Source organism: Enterobacter huaxiensis (genome assembly GCF_003594935.2).
GTDB classification, from domain to species: domain Bacteria; phylum Pseudomonadota; class Gammaproteobacteria; order Enterobacterales; family Enterobacteriaceae; genus Enterobacter; species Enterobacter huaxiensis.
The window spans coordinates 3336783-3358051 of sequence record NZ_CP043342.1; the positions used below are offsets into that span (position 1 = coordinate 3336783).

21 protein-coding genes are annotated in these 21269 nt (G+C 56.6%); 11 read left to right on the top strand and 10 right to left on the bottom strand.

Going from position 1 to position 21269, the window contains the following annotated elements; translation table 11 throughout:
- Window positions 1–6 precede the first annotated feature (6 nt).
- Window positions 7–945 carry a formimidoylglutamase gene (gene hutG / locus D5067_RS15945; RefSeq protein WP_119935016.1) on the bottom strand — a complete coding sequence of 313 codons (939 nt, stop codon included), beginning with the start codon at window positions 943–945 and terminating at the stop codon, window positions 7–9.
- Entirely contained in the window at window positions 942–2165 is a 1224-nt protein-coding gene (gene hutI / locus D5067_RS15950) for an imidazolonepropionase (RefSeq protein ID WP_119935017.1), read from the bottom strand. The genes hutG and hutI overlap by 4 nt, the downstream gene beginning before the upstream one ends.
- A gap of 225 nt (window positions 2166–2390) precedes the next feature.
- On the opposite strand from hutI, the gene D5067_RS15955 reads away from it, so the two are divergent.
- Window positions 2391–3674: a putative acyl-CoA thioester hydrolase gene (locus D5067_RS15955; RefSeq protein WP_119935018.1), complete on the top strand. Its 1284-nt coding sequence runs from the start codon at window positions 2391–2393 to the stop codon at window positions 3672–3674.
- Window positions 3675–3795: 121 nt separating this feature from the next.
- On the opposite strand, the gene pgl is transcribed toward D5067_RS15955, so the two are convergent.
- The gene (pgl, locus tag D5067_RS15960) at window positions 3796–4791 is read right to left on the bottom strand and encodes a 6-phosphogluconolactonase (protein WP_119935019.1); all 996 of its coding nucleotides are present in this window, start codon (window positions 4789–4791) and stop codon (window positions 3796–3798) included.
- 140 nt (window positions 4792–4931) lie between these two features.
- Here pgl and D5067_RS15965 point away from each other — a divergent pair, with 140 nt between their 5' ends.
- A complete protein-coding gene (locus tag D5067_RS15965) occupies window positions 4932–5750 on the top strand; it encodes a pyridoxal phosphatase (protein ID WP_119935020.1) in 819 nt (272 codons plus the stop codon).
- Here D5067_RS15965 and modC read toward each other — a convergent pair whose 3' ends face one another.
- The 4 genes from modC to D5067_RS15985 form a co-directional block, all read right to left on the bottom strand.
- A complete protein-coding gene (gene modC / locus D5067_RS15970; protein WP_119935021.1) occupies window positions 5751–6809 on the bottom strand; it encodes a molybdenum ABC transporter ATP-binding protein ModC in 1059 nt (352 codons plus the stop codon).
- A gap of 2 nt (window positions 6810–6811) precedes the next feature.
- Entirely contained in the window at window positions 6812–7501 is a 690-nt protein-coding gene (modB, locus tag D5067_RS15975; protein ID WP_119935022.1) for a molybdate ABC transporter permease subunit, read from the bottom strand.
- Window positions 7501–8274 (bottom strand): molybdate ABC transporter substrate-binding protein, encoded by a 774-nt coding sequence (gene modA, locus D5067_RS15980; protein WP_119935023.1) that lies wholly within the window; start codon window positions 8272–8274, stop codon window positions 7501–7503. The genes modB and modA overlap by 1 nt, the downstream gene beginning before the upstream one ends.
- Before the next feature lie 178 nt (window positions 8275–8452).
- On the bottom strand, window positions 8453–8602 hold the full coding sequence (locus D5067_RS15985) for an AcrZ family multidrug efflux pump-associated protein (protein WP_042321036.1): 150 nt from the start codon (window positions 8600–8602) through the stop codon (window positions 8453–8455).
- A 127-nt stretch (window positions 8603–8729) separates the two neighbouring features.
- On the opposite strand from D5067_RS15985, the gene modE reads away from it, so the two are divergent.
- The 7 genes from modE (at window position 8730) to gpmA (ending at window position 16545) form a co-directional block, all read left to right on the top strand.
- Window positions 8730–9518 carry a molybdenum-dependent transcriptional regulator gene (modE, locus tag D5067_RS15990; protein ID WP_119935024.1) on the top strand — a complete coding sequence of 263 codons (789 nt, stop codon included), beginning with the start codon at window positions 8730–8732 and terminating at the stop codon, window positions 9516–9518.
- 67 nt (window positions 9519–9585) lie between these two features.
- Window positions 9586–11058: a molybdate ABC transporter ATP-binding protein ModF gene (gene modF, locus D5067_RS15995; protein ID WP_119935025.1), complete on the top strand. Its 1473-nt coding sequence runs from the start codon at window positions 9586–9588 to the stop codon at window positions 11056–11058.
- Between the two features lie 200 nt (window positions 11059–11258).
- On the top strand, window positions 11259–12275 hold the full coding sequence (gene galE / locus D5067_RS16000) for a UDP-glucose 4-epimerase GalE (RefSeq protein WP_119935026.1): 1017 nt from the start codon (window positions 11259–11261) through the stop codon (window positions 12273–12275).
- A gap of 9 nt (window positions 12276–12284) precedes the next feature.
- Window positions 12285–13331: a galactose-1-phosphate uridylyltransferase gene (gene galT / locus D5067_RS16005; protein ID WP_119935027.1), complete on the top strand. Its 1047-nt coding sequence runs from the start codon at window positions 12285–12287 to the stop codon at window positions 13329–13331.
- 3 nt (window positions 13332–13334) lie between these two features.
- Window positions 13335–14483, top strand: a complete 1149-nt coding sequence (galK, locus tag D5067_RS16010) for a galactokinase (protein ID WP_119935028.1) — start codon at window positions 13335–13337, stop codon at window positions 14481–14483.
- The gene (gene galM / locus D5067_RS16015; protein WP_119935029.1) at window positions 14477–15520 is read left to right on the top strand and encodes a galactose-1-epimerase; all 1044 of its coding nucleotides are present in this window, start codon (window positions 14477–14479) and stop codon (window positions 15518–15520) included. The genes galK and galM overlap by 7 nt, the downstream gene beginning before the upstream one ends.
- A gap of 272 nt (window positions 15521–15792) precedes the next feature.
- Window positions 15793–16545, top strand: a complete 753-nt coding sequence (gpmA, locus tag D5067_RS16020; protein WP_119935030.1) for a 2,3-diphosphoglycerate-dependent phosphoglycerate mutase — start codon at window positions 15793–15795, stop codon at window positions 16543–16545.
- A gap of 62 nt (window positions 16546–16607) precedes the next feature.
- Here the strand turns inward: gpmA and aroG are convergent, their stop codons facing one another.
- Entirely contained in the window at window positions 16608–17660 is a 1053-nt protein-coding gene (gene aroG, locus D5067_RS16025) for a 3-deoxy-7-phosphoheptulonate synthase AroG (protein ID WP_119935031.1), read from the bottom strand.
- A 304-nt stretch (window positions 17661–17964) separates the two neighbouring features.
- On the opposite strand from aroG, the gene D5067_RS16030 reads away from it, so the two are divergent.
- Both D5067_RS16030 and zitB read left to right on the top strand, forming a co-directional pair.
- Complete coding sequence (locus D5067_RS16030; protein ID WP_119935032.1) at window positions 17965–18345, top strand: protein YbgS; 381 nt, start codon at window positions 17965–17967, stop codon at window positions 18343–18345.
- A 100-nt stretch (window positions 18346–18445) separates the two neighbouring features.
- On the top strand, window positions 18446–19384 hold the full coding sequence (zitB, locus tag D5067_RS16035) for a CDF family zinc transporter ZitB (protein ID WP_119935033.1): 939 nt from the start codon (window positions 18446–18448) through the stop codon (window positions 19382–19384).
- Here the strand turns inward: zitB and pnuC are convergent.
- Together pnuC and nadA are read right to left on the bottom strand one after the other, a co-directional pair.
- Window positions 19381–20100 carry a nicotinamide riboside transporter PnuC gene (gene pnuC, locus D5067_RS16040; RefSeq protein WP_119935034.1) on the bottom strand — a complete coding sequence of 240 codons (720 nt, stop codon included), beginning with the start codon at window positions 20098–20100 and terminating at the stop codon, window positions 19381–19383. The genes zitB and pnuC overlap by 4 nt on opposite strands.
- Window positions 20101–20121: 21 nt before the next feature.
- Window positions 20122–21165 carry a quinolinate synthase NadA gene (gene nadA, locus D5067_RS16045; RefSeq protein ID WP_119935456.1) on the bottom strand — a complete coding sequence of 348 codons (1044 nt, stop codon included), beginning with the start codon at window positions 21163–21165 and terminating at the stop codon, window positions 20122–20124.
- Window positions 21166–21269 lie beyond the last annotated feature (104 nt).

Genomic DNA, 21269 nt, shown 5'->3' on the forward strand with positions numbered 1-21269 from the left:
ATAGTGTTATGCCCACCAGTGAGCAATTTGCCAGGCCAGACGGGCGGCAAGCTTTGCGCCCTGTCCGTCCCGGTCGTAATGCGGGTTAAACTCGACCAGATCGGCAGCCTGCAGTTTCCCGCTGCGGCAGATTTTTTCGATGACCGGCATGAGATCGCGAGCCGGAATGCCTAACGCCGCAGGCGCAGAAACGGCGGGCATTTCTCCTGCGGGAAGCACGTCCAGATCGAGGGTGAGATAGACACGATCGGCCTGCGTCAGCACGTTATCCAGCGAGGATAGCGCATCACGGCTGAAATCCAGATCTTCCACCAGCGTGACGTTCAGGCGTTCAGCCTCATCCCACAGCGCCTGCGTGTTCGCCGCGCGGCTTACGCCCAAACAGGCGTAGTGAAATTCTCGCGCGTGCTCAGCGCAGTAGTGCGCCAGCTGGCGAAACGGCGTGCCGGAGGTGGCTCGGTCCGCCTTGCGCAGATCGAGGTGCGCATCCAGGTTTATCACGGCGACGCGCGCGTTCGGGAAGGCGTCCAGCACGCCGCGACCGTGCGCCCAGGCGGTTTCATGTCCCCCGCCGAACACCAGCGTGCGCATACCGGCCTGCTGGCACGCGATCACCGCATCGCTTAATGCCTGCTGTGCGGCTTCAAGCTCCTCGCCCTCGACGTAAATCGAGCCCATATCCGCTAGCCGTTCATGCCCCTGATGGCTGGCCATATTTGCCAGCGCCTGTCGCAGGACGTCCGGCGCCTGGGCGGCACCGGGCCTGCCGTGGTTGCGCTTCACCCCTTCATCACATTCAAAGCCGATCAGCGCAATGCCGGCTGATGCCGGGGTAAAGTGCGTATGCTGGCTTATCGTCTGGAAAATCCGTTTGGCATTACCGGCCTCGACGCTGTCATCACGCCCCTGCCAGGTCTGCTGTAAGGTGGGGCGCCACAGTTTCATACTACGCTCCCGCGGAAAACCCGCTGATACAGCGGGTTACGCCCCGGCTCGTAGACCATCTCTACCGGATGCTGCGCGTCCCAGACAACAAAATCGGCCACGTATCCCGCCTTCAGCTGCCCGTGGCTCGCGCCTCGCCCTAAGGCCTGCGCCGCATGTCGCGTCACGCCCGCCCAGGCTTCTTCCGGCGTCAGGCCAAACTGGACGCAGGCCATGTTCATCGCCATATGCAGGCTGGCAAACGGGCTGGTGCCGGGGTTGTAGTCGGTGGCAACAGCCATCGGCACGCCCAGCTTTCTGAGCTGTTGAACCGGCGGATGCTGGCGTTCCTGCAGGAAATAGAAGGCGCCGGGCAGCAGCACGCCAACCGTGCCGCTTTGCGCCATCGCCTGCACGCCCGTTTCATCGAGGTATTCAATGTGATCGGCAGACAGCCCTTTGTAGCGGCTGACCAGCGCAGCGCCGCCCAGATTTGAAAGCTGTTCTACGTGCCCCTTAACCGGAATACCCATTTCAGTGGCGGCCTCGAACAAGCGCTCGGTTTGCGACGGGGTAAAGCCCACGTTTTCACAAAACACGTCCACGGCTTCGAATAATTCCTTTTGCCACAGCGAGGGCATGATCTGCTCGCAGACCAGCGTGAGCCAGCCGTCGGGATCCTGACGGTATTCCACCGGCACGGCGTGGGCGGCCAAAAGCGTTGGGCTGATGTCGACACTGTTGTTCAGGCCGAGCTGACGCACCACCTGCAGCATCTTCTCTTCGGCTTCGGCGTTAAGCCCGTATCCGGACTTTATCTCAACCGTGGTCACACCTTCACTCATCAGACGTTCAAGCCGACGTTGGGCCAGCTGCAGCAGGGATTCAGGCGAGCTGTTACGCGTCGCCGTGACGGTGGCATTAATCCCACCGCCCCGCGCGCTGATAGCCTGATACGACACGCCGTTCAGCCGCTCCTCCCATTCCGCTGCGCGATCGCCGCCGAACACCAGATGCGTGTGGCAGTCGATGAGGCCGGGAGTAACCAGACGCCCGTCGAGATCGACACAGCGCTGATGCCCGGATGGGATCTCTGATTCAGGAATGACGGCCAGAATAAGTTGGCCACGAACGACGAGGGCGTAGCCCGATTTCAGGCCATAAGGTTCCGGCTCACCTGCCGCCATCGTTGCCAGTCGCGCGTTTCGCCATATCACATCGTCGGGATGAAGCTGCTGCATGGAGCCTTCCACTTGTCATGAGTTGTATAGACATTTATTTTCATCTGCGGCCGGGTGTCAACCGTCTTCAGGAAAAATGTTACTTATTTGTGATGACTTTCCTGCGCGTGCGAGGTGAAAAAAGCATCTTTTACCCTTTTTATCTTCCCGTTTCGCTCAACTTAGTATAAAAAAGCAGGCTATTTCGTCTATCCCGTAAAGACTTGCATACCCAGGAGCTTCACCTTGAACATTTCCAGGATTTCCCGTCTGGCGTTGGCACTTGCCTTTGGCGTGACTTTATCCGCTTGCAGCTCAACCCCACCGGATCAGCAACCTTCTGAGCAGGTTGCGCCGGGGACCTCTTCTCGCCCTGTCCTGTCTGCTGATGAAGCGAAGAACTTCACCCAGGCGCGTTACTTCACGGCGATGGATCCGAACGCTGCAGCGTGGGCCCCTTCTTCTATCACCTTGCCTAAGCAGCCTAACTTTGTGGTTGGCCCGGCAGGGGCGGAGGGCGTTACGCACACTTCCATTCAGGCCGCGGTAGATGCTGCGATCACCAAACACAGCGCATCGCGTCAGTACATCGCAATCCTGCCGGGTGAATATGAAGGCACGGTTTACGTTCCTGCGGCACCGGGCAGCATTACCCTGTACGGTCTGGGCGAAAAAGCGATCGACGTGAAAATTGGACTGGCGATCGATTCCGAAATCGACACCACCACCTGGCGTCACCTTGTAAACCCGGCCGGTAAATATATGCCGGGCAAACCCGCGTGGTATATGTTTGATAACTGCCAGAGCAAGCGTACCGCCACCATTGGCGTGATGTGCTCTGCGGTGGTCTGGTCACAGAACAACGGTCTGCAGCTGCAGAACCTGACCATTCAGAACACCCTGGGTGACAGCGTTGACGCGGGCAACCATCAGGCCGTTGCGCTGCGTAGCGACGGCGACAAGGTGCAGATTAACAACGTGAATATTCTGGGTCGTCAGAACACGTTCTTCGTGACTAACAGCGGCGTGCAGAACACCCTGCAAAATAACCGCCTGACGCGCACGCTGGTGACCAACAGCTACGTTGAAGGTGACGTGGACCTGGTGTCCGGTCGCGGTGCCGTGGTGTTTGATAACACCGAGTTCCGCGTGGTGAACTCCCGCACTCAGCAGGAAGGCTATGTGTTTGCACCGGCAACCCAGTCGAACCTGTTCTACGGCTTCCTGGCCGTGAACAGCCGCTTCACCGCGGCCGGTGATGGCGTGGCGCAGCTGGGTCGTTCTCTGGATGTGGACTCTGCCACCAACGGCCAGGTTGTTATCCGCGACAGCGTGATCAACGAAGGTTTTAATATGGCGAAGCCGTGGGCAGATGCCGCCATCTCTAAACGTCCGTTCTCCGGCAATACCGGTGCGGTGGACGATAAAGGCAACGTGCAGCGCAACCTGAACGACGCTAACTTCAACCGCATGTGGGAATTCAACAACCGCGGTCTGGGTAGCAAAGTGGTTGCAGAGCCGAAGCAGTAAGCTGTTTTGCCGGGTGGCGGCTTCGCCTTACCCGGCCTACACAACCCGTAAGCCCGGTAATCGCCGAGCCACCGGGCATAAAAAAAACCTCGCATTCGCGAGGTTTTTTATTTTCAGCCGCTTAGTGCGCGTTCACCACCACCCACATCGGCCCCTGCCCTACGGCATAACGCCCTTTCTCTTCCAGCAGGCCCTGCACGCCTTTGATTTCGTACAGTGAGATATGGTGGGACTTCTGCCCGGCCGCAATCAGGTATTTACCGCTGTGATCGACATTAAAGCCGCGCGGCTGGGTTTCCGTCGGCTGGAATCCTTCAATCGCCAGCACGCTGCCGTCTTCGGAGACGCTGAACACGGTGATCAGGCTGGAGGTACGGTCGCAGGTATACAGATGGCGGCCATCCGGCGTGATGTGGATATCCGCAGCCCAGCGGGTGTCTGAGAAATCAGACGGCATCATATCCAGCGTTTGTACGCACTCAATCTGGCCGTGCGGATCTTTCAGTTCCCATACGTCAACGGAGCTGTTCAGCTCGTTCACCACGTACGCATACTGCTGGTTCGGGTGGAACACCATATGACGCGGGCCTGCGCCCTCGACGGTGGTCACTTCTGCAGGATCCTGCGCGACCAGGTGTCCGTCATCGCTCAGGGTAAACAGGCAAATGCGATCCTGCTTCAGCGCGGGAACCCACAGGGTGCGGTTGTCCGGGGAGATATTCGCCGAGTGGCAGCCTTCCAGCCCCTCAACCACGTCGACGGTTTCCACCGGAATGCCGTCATCAAGGCGGGTCACGCTGACGCAGCCCGCATTGTAAGAGCCGCTGAAGATGAAGCGACCTTTGCGGTCGGTAGAGATATGGGTTGGGCTGCCCGGCAGCGGCGCTTCCGCGGTGTACGTCAGCGCACCATCGTCCGGGGAGATGCGGTAAGCCAGCACGCGAAATTCAGGACGCACGCCAACATAGAGAAAACGTTTATCCGGGCTGACGACCATTGGCTGAACCTGCCCCGGAACATCAACAACCTGAACCAGCGTGAGCGAGCCTTCTGCATTCAAACGCCAGACGTGGATCTGCTGACTTTCAGGACTGGCGGTATAAACGGTCTGTTTCATGAATACTCCTTTCCTCACTGCGCGTGAAAGTGATTATTTTTAACGGCGAATGCTGAATTGTAGCCAGGAATTTTGCAGCGAATTGCTCTCGGTGTACCATCCCCGGAGACCTTAAATTCAACATTAACCCGGAAGAACAAATGACCTCGCGTGTGATTGCACTGGATTTAGACGGAACACTGCTTACCCCTCAAAAAACCCTGCTCCCCTCTTCGCTTGAAGCGCTTAAGCGCGCACAAGAAGCGGGGTATCAACTCCTCATCGTAACGGGTCGACATCACGTTGCCATTCATCCTTTTTATCAGGCACTGGCGTTAGATACACCTGCAATTTGTTGTAATGGCACCTATTTGTATGATTATCAGGCAAAAAAGGTTTTAGAATCCGATCCGCTGCCGGTTTCGCAGGCCCTGCAATTGATTGATTTGCTGGATGAGCATGCCATTCACGGCCTGATGTACGTGGACAACGCGATGGTGTACGAGCGCCCGACCGGCCACGTGATCCGCACCAGCAACTGGGCGCTTTCCCTGCCAGAAGCGCAGCGTCCTGTTTTCACGCAGGTTTCCTCCCTGCGCCAGGCGGCCCAGGACGTTGAGGCTATCTGGAAATTCGCCCTGACGGATGAAGACACCGGCAAACTGAACGCGTTTGCGAAGCACGTTGAGGACACGCTGGGTCTGGAGTGCGAATGGTCCTGGCATGACCAGGTGGATATTGCCCGTAAAGGCAACAGCAAAGGCAAGCGCCTGACGCAGTTCGTCGAATCAAAAGGCTGGTCGATGCAGGATGTGATTGCCTTTGGCGATAACTACAACGACATCAGCATGCTGGAAGCCGCCGGAACGGGCGTGGCGATGGGCAATGCCGATGACGCGGTAAAAGCGCGCGCCAGCGTGGTAATTGGCGACAACACCACCGACAGCATCGCGCAGTATATCTATACCCACCTGCTGTAATCAGGCGGTGATCGAGACGCTCTTAATTTGCGCGTAAAGCCACAGGCCGGGTTTGATCCCTAACTCATCCCTGGCCCACGGGCTGATGCGCGCCCAGAGCGTCCTGCTGCCGACCTCAAGCTTTACCTCAACCTGACCGTTATCATCAAAACACTCTGCCACTTTGGCGCGCAGAATATTTCGAATACTGGTCTGCAGCGGCGGCTGTAACACCAGCGAGACATCCGACGCCTGAATGCGGATCCGCAGCACGGACTGCAGCGGCTTATCAATTTTGTTCACCCACAGATGCTGATCGCCCAGCGCCAGCGCGGTCATCGCGTAATGCGGATGGTGTTCCAGCACGCTGACCTTGAGGACGCTGCTCTGCTGTTCCTTCGGGAGCCACGGGTGCATTACGCTGCTGCCCCACACCTCTTCCAGATTGCCAAACGCCTTCACGCTTCCGCCCTCCAGCACCAGCACTTTATCTGCCAGATGCAGAATCTCGTCCAGGGAGTGGCTGACGTAGAGCATTGGAATGTTGATTTCGCGCGCCAGACGCTGCAGATACGGCAACAGCTCACGCTTGCGCGGGAGATCCAGCGAGGCCAGCGGTTCGTCCAGCAGCAGCAGCTCCGGCGCGGTCAATAATGCCCGGCCTATCGCCACGCGCTGTTTCTCACCGCCGGAAAGCGATGACGGAAGCCTGTCCAGCAGCTGTTCAATCCCCAACAGCGCCACCAGCTTGTCAAACTGCCCGGCCATGCTTTTCGCCATGCCGTAGCGCAGGTTGCCGCGCACGCTGTAGTGCGGGAATAGCCGCGCATCCTGGAACACATAGCCAATGCGGCGTTTATCCGGCGACAGGTAGATTTTGTTCTCGACGTCATTTAAGACGCGGTTATTCAGGATGATACGCCCCGACTGTGGGCGCGTTAGCCCGCTGATGGCATTGATCAGCGAGGTTTTCCCCGCGCCGGAGACGCCAAAAATCGCGGTTATACCGCTGGCAGGCAGCGATTCGTTCAGCGTCAGGCAGTGGTTTCCCAGCGTCTGGGTGAAATTCAGTTCCAGCATGATTATTTCCCCATCCGCTCGCGGCTAAGACGTGCAAGCCATTCAGACACCAGCAGCGACACCAGCGCCAGCACAATCGAAATAATACACAAGCGTGCCGCCGCGCCTTCACCGCCGGGAGTTTGAATCAGGGTATACATGGCCGACGGTATGGTTCGCGTCTCGCCTGGGATGTTCGACACAAAGGTGATGGTGGCACCAAATTCACCCAGCGAACGGGCAAACGCCAGCACGGTACCGACAATAATGCCCGGCAACGTGAGCGGCAACGTGATGGTGAAAAAGACGCGCCAGCGCCCGGCACCCAGCGTGCGAGCCGCCTGTTCAAGCTTAATATCCACGCCTTCCAGCGCCAGGCGGATCGCCCTGACCATCAGCGGGAATGACATCACCGCCGCAGCCAGTACCGCACCGCGCCAGCTAAACGCGAACGTCAGGCCAAACCAGTCGTAGAGCTTTTCGCCGATAAAACCGCGTCGCCCCATCGAAATGAGCAGCAGATAGCCGACCACGACGGGCGGTAAAACCAGGGGAAGATGGAGAACGCTGTCCAGCAGGGCTTTGCCTGGAAACTTACAGCGCACCAGTAACCAGGCAAAGAAGATCCCAAAGGGCAAACTTAGCACAACGGCCAGGGAAGAGACTTTAAGGCTCAGCAGCACGGCCTGCCATTCAGGATCGGTCAATATCATTAGTGAGTCGTAAATCCGTAACGTTTAAAGATTGCCGACGCTTCTGGCCCCTTCAGATAGTCATAGAAGGCCGTCACGGTCGCATTTTTGTGTCCATCAACAATCGCAACAGGATATTCCACTTTCTTGTGGGAGTCTTCCGGGAAGGTACCCACCACTTTTACGCCTTTGCTGGCAACGGCGTCAGAGCCGTAGACAATCCCCAGCGGGGCTTCGTTGCGTTCAACCAGCGCCAGCGCGCCGCGAACGTCCTCCGCGGGAGCCAGTTTCGGAGACAACGTCTCCCACGCGCCCAGCTTTTGCAGCGCTTCTTTAGCGTAGATGCCTGCCGGAACGTGTTCAGGATCGCCCACCGCCAGACGGCCGCCGTTTAACAGGCTGGTCCAGTTTGTCTGTTTGCTAATGGTGATATCGCCCTGCGCACTGGCTTTCGGCGCAACCACCACCAGGCTATTTCCCAGCAGCGTTTCGCGGGTTGCCGTCTCAATCGACTTCTTCTCAACCGCATAATCCATCCATTTCTGGTCTGCAGAAATGAACAGATCGGCTGGTGCACCCGCTTCTATCTGGCGTGCCAGCGTTGATGAGGACGCGAAAGAGGAGACCACATCCACGTTCTTCTCTTTTTTATAGACAGCCGCGATATCCTGCATCGCATTGGTCAGCGATGCCGCTGCAAAGACCGTGACTTTGCCTTCATCAGCCATCGCGTGTCCGGCCAGCGTCAGCGCCAGCGTTGCCCCTGCGAAAAGGCGTAAACCTGTACGTGCCATTTGTTGCTCCTGTGAGTATCGTTATATACATATAAATATAACGATATCTCAGGGGAGATCCCAGCGCTAAATTGTACCGATTAGTGAGTAAATCAAACTGATGCCAGGAATAATATCGGCGAGAAAGGGATAAACTTGAGAGCAAAACGCCCGGGCTAGCCGGGCGTTTTGTAGGGAATCATTGCTGCTTTTTAGGCTGGTCTCTGTGACCGATGTTCGAAAAGACGTTGAACACTTCACCCAGGCCGTAGATGGCGCCGAGGATGATAGCCATCACTACTGGTACCATGATTACCGCGAATACCAGACTTTTCAACAACTCTAACATGGTTTTCTCCAGTTATTGTGAACGGCTTATTCTACCCTGAAAAGTAAGAAAAACATCCCCTTTTGTGCGGTGCACTTTGCGCTCTGCGCCATTTGGGTCACAATACGCCTTTTGCCAGGACAGTGATATGCAGGCCGAAATTCTCCTCACCTTACGACTTCAGCAGAAGCTGTTCGCCGACCCACGACGTATCGCTCTGCTTAAACAAATAGAACAAACGGGCTCGATTAGCCAGGGCGCCAAAAACGCGGGCATCAGCTATAAAAGCGCCTGGGATGCGATCAACGACATGAACACCCTGAGCGAGCAAGCGCTGGTCGACCGCGCCACGGGCGGTAAAGGAGGCGGCGGCGCGGTAGTGACCCGTTACGGACTGCGCCTCATTCAGCTTTACGATTTGCTGGCGACAATCCAGCAAAAAGCTTTCGACGTGCTGAGCGATGACGACGACGTCCCGCTGGACAGCCTGCTGGCCGCCATTTCCCGCTTCTCCCTGCAGACCAGCGCCCGTAACCAGTGGTTTGGTACCGTGACGGCGCGCGATAATTCTCAGGTGCAGCAGCATATTGAGATCCTGCTTGCCGACGGCACGACCCGACTCAAAGCCGCGATTACGGCACAAAGCGGAGAGCGCCTCGGGCTGGACGAAGGCAAAGAGGTGCTGGTGCTGCTGAAAGCCCCCTGGGTCCGTATCACCCGCCATCCCGAGCAGGCTAACGCAGCGGATAACCAGCTGCACGGCGCCATCAGCCACATTGAACGCGGCGAAGAGCAGTGCGAAGTGCTCATGACGCTGCCGGACGGGCAAATTCTCTGCGCGACGGTTCCGGTAAACGAGGCGACCGATTTAGAAGAAGGTGCTGTGGTAACCGCATATTTCAACGCCGACAGGGTGATTATCGCCACATTGTGCTGAGTGCATTGACAATCGTGCCGCCAGTGAGTATCCCTGACATCCATTGCTGCAAAAAATGGGATAAATCATGTCATCATTGCATATTTCGCAAGGCACGTTTCGTCTTAGCGATACCCGAACGCTGACGCTTCCTGATTTAACACTGCATGCTGGCGAAAGCTGGGCGTTTGTCGGCACAAACGGTAGCGGAAAATCGGCGCTGGCCCGCGCGCTGGCCGGAGAGTTAACTCAGATTAAAGGCGAACGCCGGAACACCTTCACCCGCCTCACCCGCCTCTCGTTTGAACAGCTGCAAAAGCTGGTGAGCGACGAATGGCAGCGTAACAACACCGATTTGCTCAGCCCTGGCGAAAACGATACCGGCCGCACGACGGCAGACATTATCCAGGATGAGATAAAAGACCCGGCCCGCTGCCAGCAGCTGGCAGAGCAGTTTGGCATCACCGCCCTGCTGAACCGACGCTTTAAATACCTTTCAACCGGCGAGACGCGAAAAACCCTGCTGTGCCAGGCGCTCATGAGCCAGCCGGAACTCCTGATTCTGGACGAGCCTTTTGACGGGCTGGACGTGAACTCCCGCGCTCAGCTGGCAGCCCTGCTAGCCTCGCTCAATCAGGAAGGCTATACCCTCGTGCTGGTGCTCAATCGCTTCGATGAAATTCCGGCGTTTGTGCAGAACGCGGGCGTGCTCGCAGACTGCAGCCTGACCGAAACCGGTGAGAAATCCGCGCTGCTTAAACAGGCGCTTATCGCCCAGCTGGCCCACAGTGAAAAACTGGACGGTATTTCGCTGCCGGAACCCGATACCCTTGCGGCGAGCCACGCTTTAGATCCCCACCAGCCGCGCATTGTGCTGCGAGACGGTGTCGTGTCGTATGACGATCGCCCAATTCTCAATCACCTCAGCTGGACGGTGAACCCCGGCGAGCACTGGCAGATTGTCGGGCCTAACGGGGCGGGAAAATCCACGCTGTTAAGCCTGGTAACCGGCGATCACCCGCAGGGCTACAGCAACGATCTGACGCTGTTCGGCCGCCGTCGCGGCAGCGGCGAAACCATCTGGGATATCAAAAAGCATATCGGCTACGTCAGCAGCAGCCTGCATCTTGACTATCGCGTCAGCACCACGGTGCGCAACGTGATCCTCTCCGGATATTTTGACTCCATCGGCATTTATCAGGCGGTATCGGACAAGCAGCACAAGCTGGCCCAGCAGTGGCTGGATATTCTGGGTATGGATAGCCGGGTTGCCGACGCGCCGTTTCACAGTTTGTCCTGGGGGCAGCAGCGCCTGGCACTGATCGTCCGCGCGCTGGTCAAACACCCTACGCTGCTGATTCTGGACGAACCGTTGCAAGGGTTGGATCCGCTTAACCGCCAGCTCATCCGCCGCTTCGTGGACGTGCTGATTGGCGAAGGTGAAACCCAGCTGCTGTTTGTGTCACACCATGCGGAAGACGCCCCTTCCTGCATCACCCATCGGCTTGAATTTGTGGCGGACGGCGATAGCTATCGCTACCTTCTGAGTAAAATTGACTGACCCTGGAGGGCGCTGCCCTCCTCTTTTCAGATAACCTGCAGCATTACATTCCTATCTTGTTGATTTAGAATGGCGCATAGCCTGTGAAAAAGGCGTGTGAAAATCAGTGTAAACGATTCCACTATTTTATCCCGTGTCACACTTTTCGCGTCTCTGTTATGCTATGGTTAATTCATACCATAAGCCTAATGGAGCGAAAAATGCGAGTTCTGGTAACAGGTGGTAGCGGTTACATCGGTAGTCATACCTGCGTGCAGCTACTGCAAAACGGCCATGATGTCATCATCCTCGACAACCTGTGCAACAGTAAGCGCAGCGTGCTGCCTGTGATTGAACGTCTCGGTGGTAAACAGCCGACTTTCGTGGAAGGCGACATCCGCAATGAAGCGCTGATGACCGAGATCCTGCACGACCATGCCATCGACACCGTGATCCACTTCGCGGGCCTGAAGGCGGTCGGCGAGTCGGTGGCAAAACCGCTTGAGTATTACGATAACAACGTCAACGGTACCCTGCGCCTGATCTCCGCCATGCGTGCCGCTAACGTGAAAAACTTTATCTTCAGCTCCTCCGCCACCGTCTACGGTGACCAGCCAAAAATCCCTTACGTTGAAAGCTTCCCGACCGGTACACCGCAAAGCCCGTACGGCAAAAGTAAGCTGATGGTGGAACAGATCCTGACCGATCTGCAAAAAGCGCAGCCAGAGTGGAGCATCGCGCTGCTGCGCTACTTCAACCCGGTTGGCGCGCATCCGTCAGGCGATATGGGCGAAGATCCGCAGGGTATTCCAAACAACCTGATGCCCTACATCGCGCAGGTTGCCGTTGGCCGCCGCGACTCGCTGGCCATTTTTGGCAATGACTACCCAACCGAAGACGGCACCGGCGTCCGTGACTACATCCACGTCATGGACCTGGCTGACGGTCACGTTGCGGCCATGCAGCAGCTGGCTGACAAGCCGGGCGTGCATATTTATAACCTCGGCGCCGGGGTTGGCAGCAGCGTGCTGGACGTGGTCAACGCCTTCAGCAAAGCCTGCGGTAAGCCGGTGAGTTACCACTTCGCACCGCGTCGTGATGGCGACCTGCCGGCCTACTGGGCTGATGCAACCAAAGCCGATAAAGAGCTTAACTGGCGTGTAACGCGCACGCTTGATGAAATGGCACAGGATACCTGGCACTGGCAGTCACGCCATCCGCAAGGTTATCCGGACTAAGGATCCGTCATGACGCAATTCAATCCCGTCGATCATCCGCATCGTCGTTTTAACCCGCTAAGCGGGCAGTGGATTCTGGTCTCTCCGCATCGCGCCAAGCGCCCCTGGCAGGGGGCACAAGAGACGCCTGCGAAGCAGACGCTGCCACAGCACGACCCGGACTGCTTCCTCTGCCCGGGCAACACCCGCGTGACCGGCGATACGAACCCTGACTACAAAGGCACCTTCGTATTCACTAACGATTTTGCCGCCCTGATGACCGACACGCCGGACGCGCCGGAAAGCCAGGATCCGCTGATGCGCTGTGAAAGCGCGCGCGGCACCAGCCGGGTTATCTGCTTCTCTCCCGATCACAGCAAAACGCTGCCGGAGCTGAGCGTCGAAGCGCTGAAAGAGGTGGTCACTACCTGGCAAACGCAAACGGCGGAGCTGGGCCAGACCTACCCGTGGGTGCAGGTATTCGAAAATAAAGGCGCGGCGATGGGCTGCTCTAACCCACATCCGCACGGCCAGATTTGGGCAAACAGCTTCCTGCCGAACGAAGCCGAACGGGAAGACCGCCTGCAAAAAGAGTATTTCGCCCAAAACGGTTCACCGATGCTGGTGGACTACACGCAGCGCGAGCTGGCCGACGGCAGCCGTACCGTTGTTGAAACCGAGCACTGGCTGGCCGTGGTGCCTTACTGGGCGGCCTGGCCGTTTGAAACGCTGCTGCTGCCGAAAGCGCACGTTCAGCGCATTACCGACCTCAATGACGCGCAGCGCGACGACCTTGCGCTGGCGCTGAAAAAGCTGACCAGCCGCTACGATAACCTCTTCCAGTGCTCCTTCCCGTACTCGATGGGCTGGCACGGCGCGCCGTTCAACGGTGAAGAGAATCAGCACTGGCAGCTGCACGCCCATTTCTATCCGCCGCTGCTGCGTTCTGCAACGGTGCGTAAATTTATGGTGGGCTATGAAATGCTGGCAGAAACCCAGCGTGACCTGACGGCGGAACAGGCGGCAGAACGTCTGCGTGCCGTTAGCGACGTCCATTATCGCGAATCAGGAGTTTAAAAAATGAGTCTGAAAGATAAAACACAATCCCTGTTTGCTGAAAAATTCGGCTACCCTGCCACCCACGTTATCCAGGCGCCTGGGCGCGTAAACCTGATCGGTGAACATACCGACTATAACGATGGTTTCGTACTGCCGTGCGCCATCGATTACCAGACGGTCATCAGCTGCGCGAAGCGTGATGACCGCACGGTGCGCGTTATTGCGGCAGATTACGACAGCCAAATCGACGAATTTTCCCTAGATGCCCCGATCGTGACGCACGACGACCAGCAGTGGTCCAACTACGTGCGCGGCGTGGTGAAGCACCTGCAGAAGCGTAACAAGAACTTTGGCGGTGCGGATTTGGTCATCAGCGGCAACGTTCCGCAGGGTGCGGGCTTAAGCTCCTCTGCGTCTCTGGAAGTGGCCGTGGGCACCGTGTTCCAGCAGATTTATCATCTGCCGCTGGACGGGGCGCAAATCGCCCTGAACGGTCAAGAAGCAGAAAACCAGTTCGTGGGCTGCAACTGCGGCATTATGGATCAGCTGATCTCCGCGCTGGGCAAAAAAGAACACGCTCTGCTGATAGATTGCCGTTCGCTCGGCACCAAAGCCGTACCGCTGCCAAAAGGCGCGGCGGTTGTGATTATCAACAGCAACTTCAAACGCACGCTGGTGGGCAGCGAGTACAACACCCGCCGCGAGCAGTGCGAAACCGGCGCGCGCTTCTTCCAGCAGCCGGCGCTGCGCGACGTGTCTCTGAATGAATTTAACAAGGTGGCGCACGAGCTGGATCCGGTCGTGGCGAAACGCGTTCGTCACGTATTAACCGAGAACGCCCGTACCGTTGAAGCAGCTTCCGCCCTGGCAAAAGGCGATCTGAAACGCATGGGCGAGCTGATGGCTGAATCTCACGCCTCCATGCGAGATGATTTCGAAATCACCGTTCCGCAGATCGACACGCTGGTGGAGATCGTTAAAGCGACCATCGGCGATAAAGGCGGCGTGCGTATGACCGGCGGCGGCTTTGGGGGTTGTGTCGTGGCATTGGTTCCGGAAGAACTGGTCCCTGCGGTACAGGACGCGGTAGCGAAACAGTACGAAGCCAAAACCGGCATCAAAGAAACGTTCTATGTCTGCAAAGCAACACAAGGAGCCGGACAGTGCTAAACGAAACGCCAACCCTCGCACCGGATGGTCTGCCGTATCGCCTGCTCACCCTGCGCAACGGCGCAGGGATGGTGGTTACGCTGATGGACTGGGGTGCAACCCTGCTTTCTGCCCGCGTTCCTCTGCCAGATGGCAGCGTGCGCGAAACGCTGCTCGGCTGCGCATCGCCGGAACAGTACGTCAGCCAGGCCGCTTATCTTGGCGCGTCCGTAGGACGCTATGCCAACCGCATCGCTAAAAGCCGTTTTGAACTCGACGGCGTGGATTATCCCCTGCTGCCAAGCCAGGGTGAAAACCAGCTACACGGCGGCCCAGAGGGGTTTGATAAACGCCGCTGGAAGATTGTTCAGCAAAACGACGGTGAAGTGCTGTTTTCACTCGATTCCCCTGATGGCGATCAGGGTTTTCCGGGTAACCTGACCGCCACGGCCCGCTTCACCTTGACCGACGATAACCGTCTCGTCATTGAATACCGCGCGACGGTTGATAAGCCGTGTCCGGTCAACTTGACCAACCACGCGTACTTCAACCTGGACGGTAACCTCTGCGACGTACGCAACCACAAGCTCCAGATACTGGCGGACGCGTACCTGCCGGTGGATGAAATGGGTATCCCACCTCAGGGGCTCAAAGACGTGAGCGGCACCAGTTTTGATTTCCGCAGCGCAAAAGCCATCGGGCAGGATTTCCTGAGCGATGACGATCAGCGTCAGGTAAAAGGTTACGATCACGCTTTCCTGCTGCAGGCCAAAGGCGACCTTCACCAGCCTGCCGCTCAGGTCTGGTCAGCGGATGAGAAACTCCAGATGACGGTCTACACCACCGCCCCTGCCCTGCAGTTCTATTCGGGCAACTACCTCGGCGGTACGCCTGCGCGCGAGCATGACGAGTACAGCGACTGGCAGGGTATTGCGCTGGAGAGCGAGTTCCTGCCGGACAGCCCGAACCACGCCGAATGGCCGCAGCCGGACTGCGTGCTGCGCCCCGGCGAAGAGTACGTGAGCGTCACGGAGTATCATTTCATTCCGCGCGCTTAATGCCCGGCGGCGCTACGCTTGCACGGGCCTACCCGTAGGCCGGATAAGCGAAGTGCCATCCGGTAATAGACGCCAGCCCTCAGAACGAGGGCTTTTTTCTGCTCGTCTTGCTGAAAATAGCGCCGATCGAAGACAAAATCATAACCCTGAATTCACAAGCATCTTACACTCCGCAACTATTTTCGCTATGGTTAGGGTTAAGCGTTGCTGCTGGCACAGTCAGAGCAATATAATGAGAATTGTTATCATTCAAAATGCTTGAGGAGTAAGAAATGGCTATTACTAAGCTGGTTCTGGTGCGCCACGGCGAAAGCCAGTGGAATAACGAAAACCGCTTTACCGGTTGGTACGACGTTGATCTGTCCGAGAAAGGCGTAAGCGAAGCAAAAGCGGCAGGTAAACTGCTGAAGGAAGAAGGCTTCAGCTTTGATTTTGCTTACACCTCTGTGCTGAAACGTGCCATCCACACGCTGTGGAACGTTCTGGACGAACTGGATCAGGCATGGCTGCCGGTTGAGAAATCCTGGAAACTGAACGAGCGTCACTACGGTGCGCTGCAGGGTCTGAACAAAGCGGAAACCGCTGAAAAATACGGTGACGAGCAGGTTAAGCAGTGGCGTCGTGGTTTTGCTGTGACCCCACCAGAGCTGACCAAAGATGACGAGCGCTACCCGGGCCACGATCCGCGTTATGCAAAACTGACCGATGCTGAACTGCCTCAGACTGAAAGCCTGGCGCTGACCATCGACCGCGTTGTGCCATACTGGAACGAAACCATTCTGCCACGTCTGAAAAGCGGCGAGCGCGTCATCGTGGCTGCACACGGTAACTCCCTGCGTGCGCTGGTGAAGTACCTGGACAACATGGGCGAAGACGAGATCCTCGAACTGAACATCCCAACTGGCGTACCGCTGGTGTATGAGTTCGATGAAAACTTCAAACCAATCAAACACTACTACCTCGGTAACGCTGACGAAATCGCTGCTAAAGCGGCGGCAGTAGCGAACCAGGGTAAAGCGAAATAAGTTTTCGCGAGTAATAAAAAAAGCGCGGAGCATTCCGCGCTTTTTTATTTGTGCTTCAGAACTCAGCCGCGGCGCGCTTTTACCGCATTCGCCAGCTGGCGCAGCAGCGTGTCGGTATCGTCCCAGCCGATGCAGGCATCGGTCACGCTCTTACCGTAAACCAGCGGTTCGCTGCCTTCCAGATTCTGATTGCCTTCAACCAGGTGGCTTTCAATCATCACCCCAATCACCGCCTGCTCACCCCCTGCGATTTGCTGGCAAACATCGGTGCCGACTTCCATCTGCTTTTTGAATTGCTTGCTGGAGTTAGCATGGCTGAAATCGATCATGACCTGTGGCTGCAGGCCGGCTTTCTCAAGACCCGTCTTCACTTCCGCAACGTGTTTAGCGCTGTAGTTTGGCTCTTTCCCGCCGCGCAGAATGATATGGCAATCACCGTTACCGCTGGTGTTAACAATCGCCGAGTGGCCCCACTTGGTCACAGAAAGGAAGCAGTGCGGCGCGCCTGCGGCGTTGATCGCGTCAATAGCGACTTTAATGGTGCCGTCCGTACCGTTTTTAAAGCCAACCGGACAGGAGAGGCCAGAAGCCAGCTCACGGTGAACCTGAGATTCCGTGGTACGCGCGCCGATTGCCCCCCAGCTCATCAGGTCAGCCAGGTACTGTGGCGTAATCATATCGAGGAATTCACCGGCAGCGGGCAGGCCGCTGTCGTTAATTTCCAGCAGCAGCTTACGCGCAATGCGCAGGCCGTCGTTGATCTGGAAGCTGTTATCCATGTGTGGATCGTTGATTAGCCCTTTCCAGCCCACGGTGGTACGCGGCTTTTCGAAATAAACGCGCATGACGATTTCCAGCTCGCCCTTCAGCTCTTCGCGCAGCGTAAGCAGACGGGCAGCGTACTCTTTGGCTGCAGCAGGATCGTGGATGGAGCAAGGCCCAATCACCACCAGAAGACGATCGTCATTGCCTTTGAGGATCTTGTGGATCGCTTTGCGGGCATGAGACACCGTATTTGCAGCATTTTCAGTGGCGGGGAATTTCTCAAGGAGTGCTACTGGGGGTAATAACTCATTGATCTCTTTAATGCGTAAATCGTCATTCTGATAATTCATCTTCTTTCCAGCTCTGCCATATCTTTAGTAATGAAAGCAATCCTTTCAATCTAACTTGTCGGCTCAAAAGTGTAAACACGGTTTTACACTTCGCGCAGATAATTCCTGGAATTCAGCTAAAAAACGCCACAAAATAGCGAAAAATGAGATCTGCTCTAAGCTTTTTAAGTGTAACAACCAACTTTCATTGCTTAAACGCGATTCCATACTGACATAAGTCTGAATGGTGGAATCTTTCGCCACTGCACGAGATGCACTGTTGGAAAATGTTATCCAGCATAACGACCAGAACAGGAGCACCATGATGAAAATGACGAAACTGGCAACTCTCTTCCTGACAGCAACCCTTACCCTGGCGAGCGGTAGCGCTCTTGCGGCCGACGCAAACTCTTCCGGCAGCAACGGCGATGCCAATGCCGCTGCTGAAGCAGGCCAGGTGGCCCCGGATGCAAAACAGAATATTGCCCCGAATAACGTTGATAACAGCAAGATCAACACGGGTAATACCAATACCGGCGGCTCGATGCTGCACCCGGACGGGACCGATTCAGGCACCCTGAATCATGACGGCATGACCACCGATGAAGTGCACAAAAACTCGGTGTGTAAAGACGGTAAATGCCCGAACCCAAATGACAAAGTGGGTAACGATGCCGATACCAAAACGGACGGCACTACGCAGTAACGCACTGGTGCTGTGAATAAAGGAGAGCCTGTGCTCTCCTTTTTTATTTAAGCCATTAAAAACGCTACACTCAGGATATTAACCAATCAGGGAATCAGATATGGCGCACACCCATTCACACGCGGACACACCCGGCGATGACAACGCAAAACGGCTGATGCTGGCATTTGGCGTCACCGCAGTCTTTATGGTCGTTGAGGTTATCGGTGGTTTACTCTCCGGCTCTCTGGCCCTGCTGGCCGATGCCGGGCATATGCTTACCGACGCGGCCGCGCTGCTCTTCGCACTGTTAGCGGTTCAGTTTGCCCGCCGTCCCCCTAATGCTCGCCACACGTTTGGCTGGCTCAGGCTCACGACCCTTGCCGCCTTCGTTAACGCCATCGCCCTGGTGTTGATCACCATTCTCATCGTCTGGGAGGCCGTCCAGCGCTTCAGGCACCCGCAGCCCATTGCCGGGTGGACAATGATGGCCATCGCCATTGCCGGCCTGCTGGCCAATATTTTGTCGTTCTGGATTTTGCATCGTGGAAGCAGCGAGAAGAACCTGAACGTGCGCGCGGCAGCACTGCATGTGTTGGGCGATCTCCTCGGCTCCGTGGGCGCCATTGTGGCAGCCCTGGTTATCCTGGGCACCGGCTGGACGCCAATCGACCCCATTTTGTCAGTGCTGGTTTCCTGTCTTGTATTGCGAAGTGCCTGGCAGCTGCTGAAGGAGAGCGTCAACGAGCTCCTCGAGGGCGCGCCCGCTGCGTTGGATATCGGTGAGCTGAAACGTAATCTGTGCCGCTCAATCCCGGAGGTGCGTAACGTTCATCACGTTCACGTCTGGCTGGTGGGCGAAAGACCGATCATGACGCTGCATGTGCAGGTGATCCCGCCCCATGACCACGATGCGCTTCTTGAGCGCATTCAGCACTTTCTTGAACACCACTATGACATTGCGCACTCGACCATACAGATGGAGTATCAGTCCTGTCACGGGCCAGACTGCTACCTGAACGAGGCGCAGTCTGGCCATTCACATCACCACCATCACTAGCGGGACAGCGCGCGAGAGCCCCGCTCACGCGCGCTGTTAATCCACATGCGGCTACCGTTCAGGGCAATGAAGGTCAGCAGCAGATACTCGAGCGACATCGCATAGACCCCCTGCAGCGCGAAAATCACCACGCTAATAACGTTAATGACGACCCACAGCAGCCAGTTTTCAACGTATTTACGGGTCATCAGGATCATCGCTGCAATCGACAGCACCATCATGCAGGAATCCCAGAACGGGAAGGCGTCAGGCTGGAGTTCAGGCATTGTCACGTTCAAACCGACCGCTGACATAACCCACACGGCAATGCGGGTCAGGAAAGCAAAGACCGGATTGATAAAGACGGTCATGAATCCGATCGCAACCACGCAGGCAGTTAGCCAGGCGATGGCTTTCGGCAGCGGCAGCCAGCGGATCTGCAGTTCCGCCTCCTGCTGACCGTTCTGTCTGGACCAGGCGTACCAGCCGTATATATTCGCAACAAAGAAGAACAGCTGCAAAAGCAGGCTGGCATAAAGCTGTATCTGGAAGAAGATAATCGCAAACAGCGTGACGTTAATCAGCCCGAACGCGTAATTACCGATCTTCTCAAGGCTCGCCAGCCAGATGCAGAGTAACCCCGCCAGCGTGCCTATCGCTTCAATCCATGACAGATCATATCCACCCGCGCCAATAGGTATATGAACAAGGATGTTCTGTGTGCTAAAAAAATCCATCTTTTCCCCAGACGTATCGAATTAAGTACGTAGTGTAGCCGCAAAATCCAGCATGCGGTTAAGCGGAATTAACGCGCCTTCACGCAGGGCAGCATCCACATGGATTTCATGCGCCATACCACCGGTTTCCAACCCCTCTGCAATCGCTTTCAGGCCGTTCATGGCCATCCAGGGACAGTGGGCGCAGCTGCGGCACGTTGCCCCCTCACCTGCAGTAGGTGCTTCGAGAAGCTCTTTTTCCGGCACGGCCTGCTGCATCTTGTAGAAGATCCCGCGGTCGGTGGCCACGATGAGCTGCCTGTGCGGCAGCGTTTTCGCGGCAGTGATAAGCTGGCTGGTTGACCCTACGGCATCAGCCATATCAACAATCGACTGGGGGGATTCCGGATGCACGAGAATAGCGGCCTCAGGGTAGAGCCCTTTCATGCGGGTCAATGCCTGAGTCTTGAACTCATCGTGAACGATACAGGCGCCCTGCCAGCACAGCACATCCGCACCGGTCTGCTTTTGCACGTAATTTCCCAGGTGGCGATCCGGCGCCCAGATGATTTTTTCCCCCAGGCTGTCCAGGTGTTCGATCAGCTCAACGGCGATGCTGGAGGTCACCACCCAGTCCGCACGCGCTTTTACCGCGGCAGAGGTATTGGCATAGACCACCACGGTGCGGTCAGGATGGGCATCGCAAAATGCGGTGAACTCATCAATGGGGCAGCCGAGGTCGAGGGAACATTCCGCGTTGAGCGTCGGCATCAGAATGGTTTTTTCAGGGCTGAGAATTTTTGCCGTTTCGCCCATAAAACGCACGCCAGCAACCAGCAGCGTCGACGCGGGATGCTTCGCACCGAAGCGCGCCATTTCCAGAGAGTCAGAAATACAGCCACCGGTCTCTTCAGCAAGCTGCTGGATTTCCGGGTCGGTGTAGTAATGCGCCACCATTACGGCGTCGCGCTCTTTAAGAAGGCGCTTAATTTTCTCACGGTAGAACTGTTTTTCGTCCTGGCTTAGCGGGACGGGTTTTGGCGGGAAAGGATAAATCGCGGCTTCAGTATCGAACATCACACTCATCATGGCATCTCGTTTTACTGGCTTAACATTATTGCCTTTATTTTGCGCAACAAAGCAAAACGGACGGCAATTGTGTTTTGTATACTAAACAAGATAGCGAATAT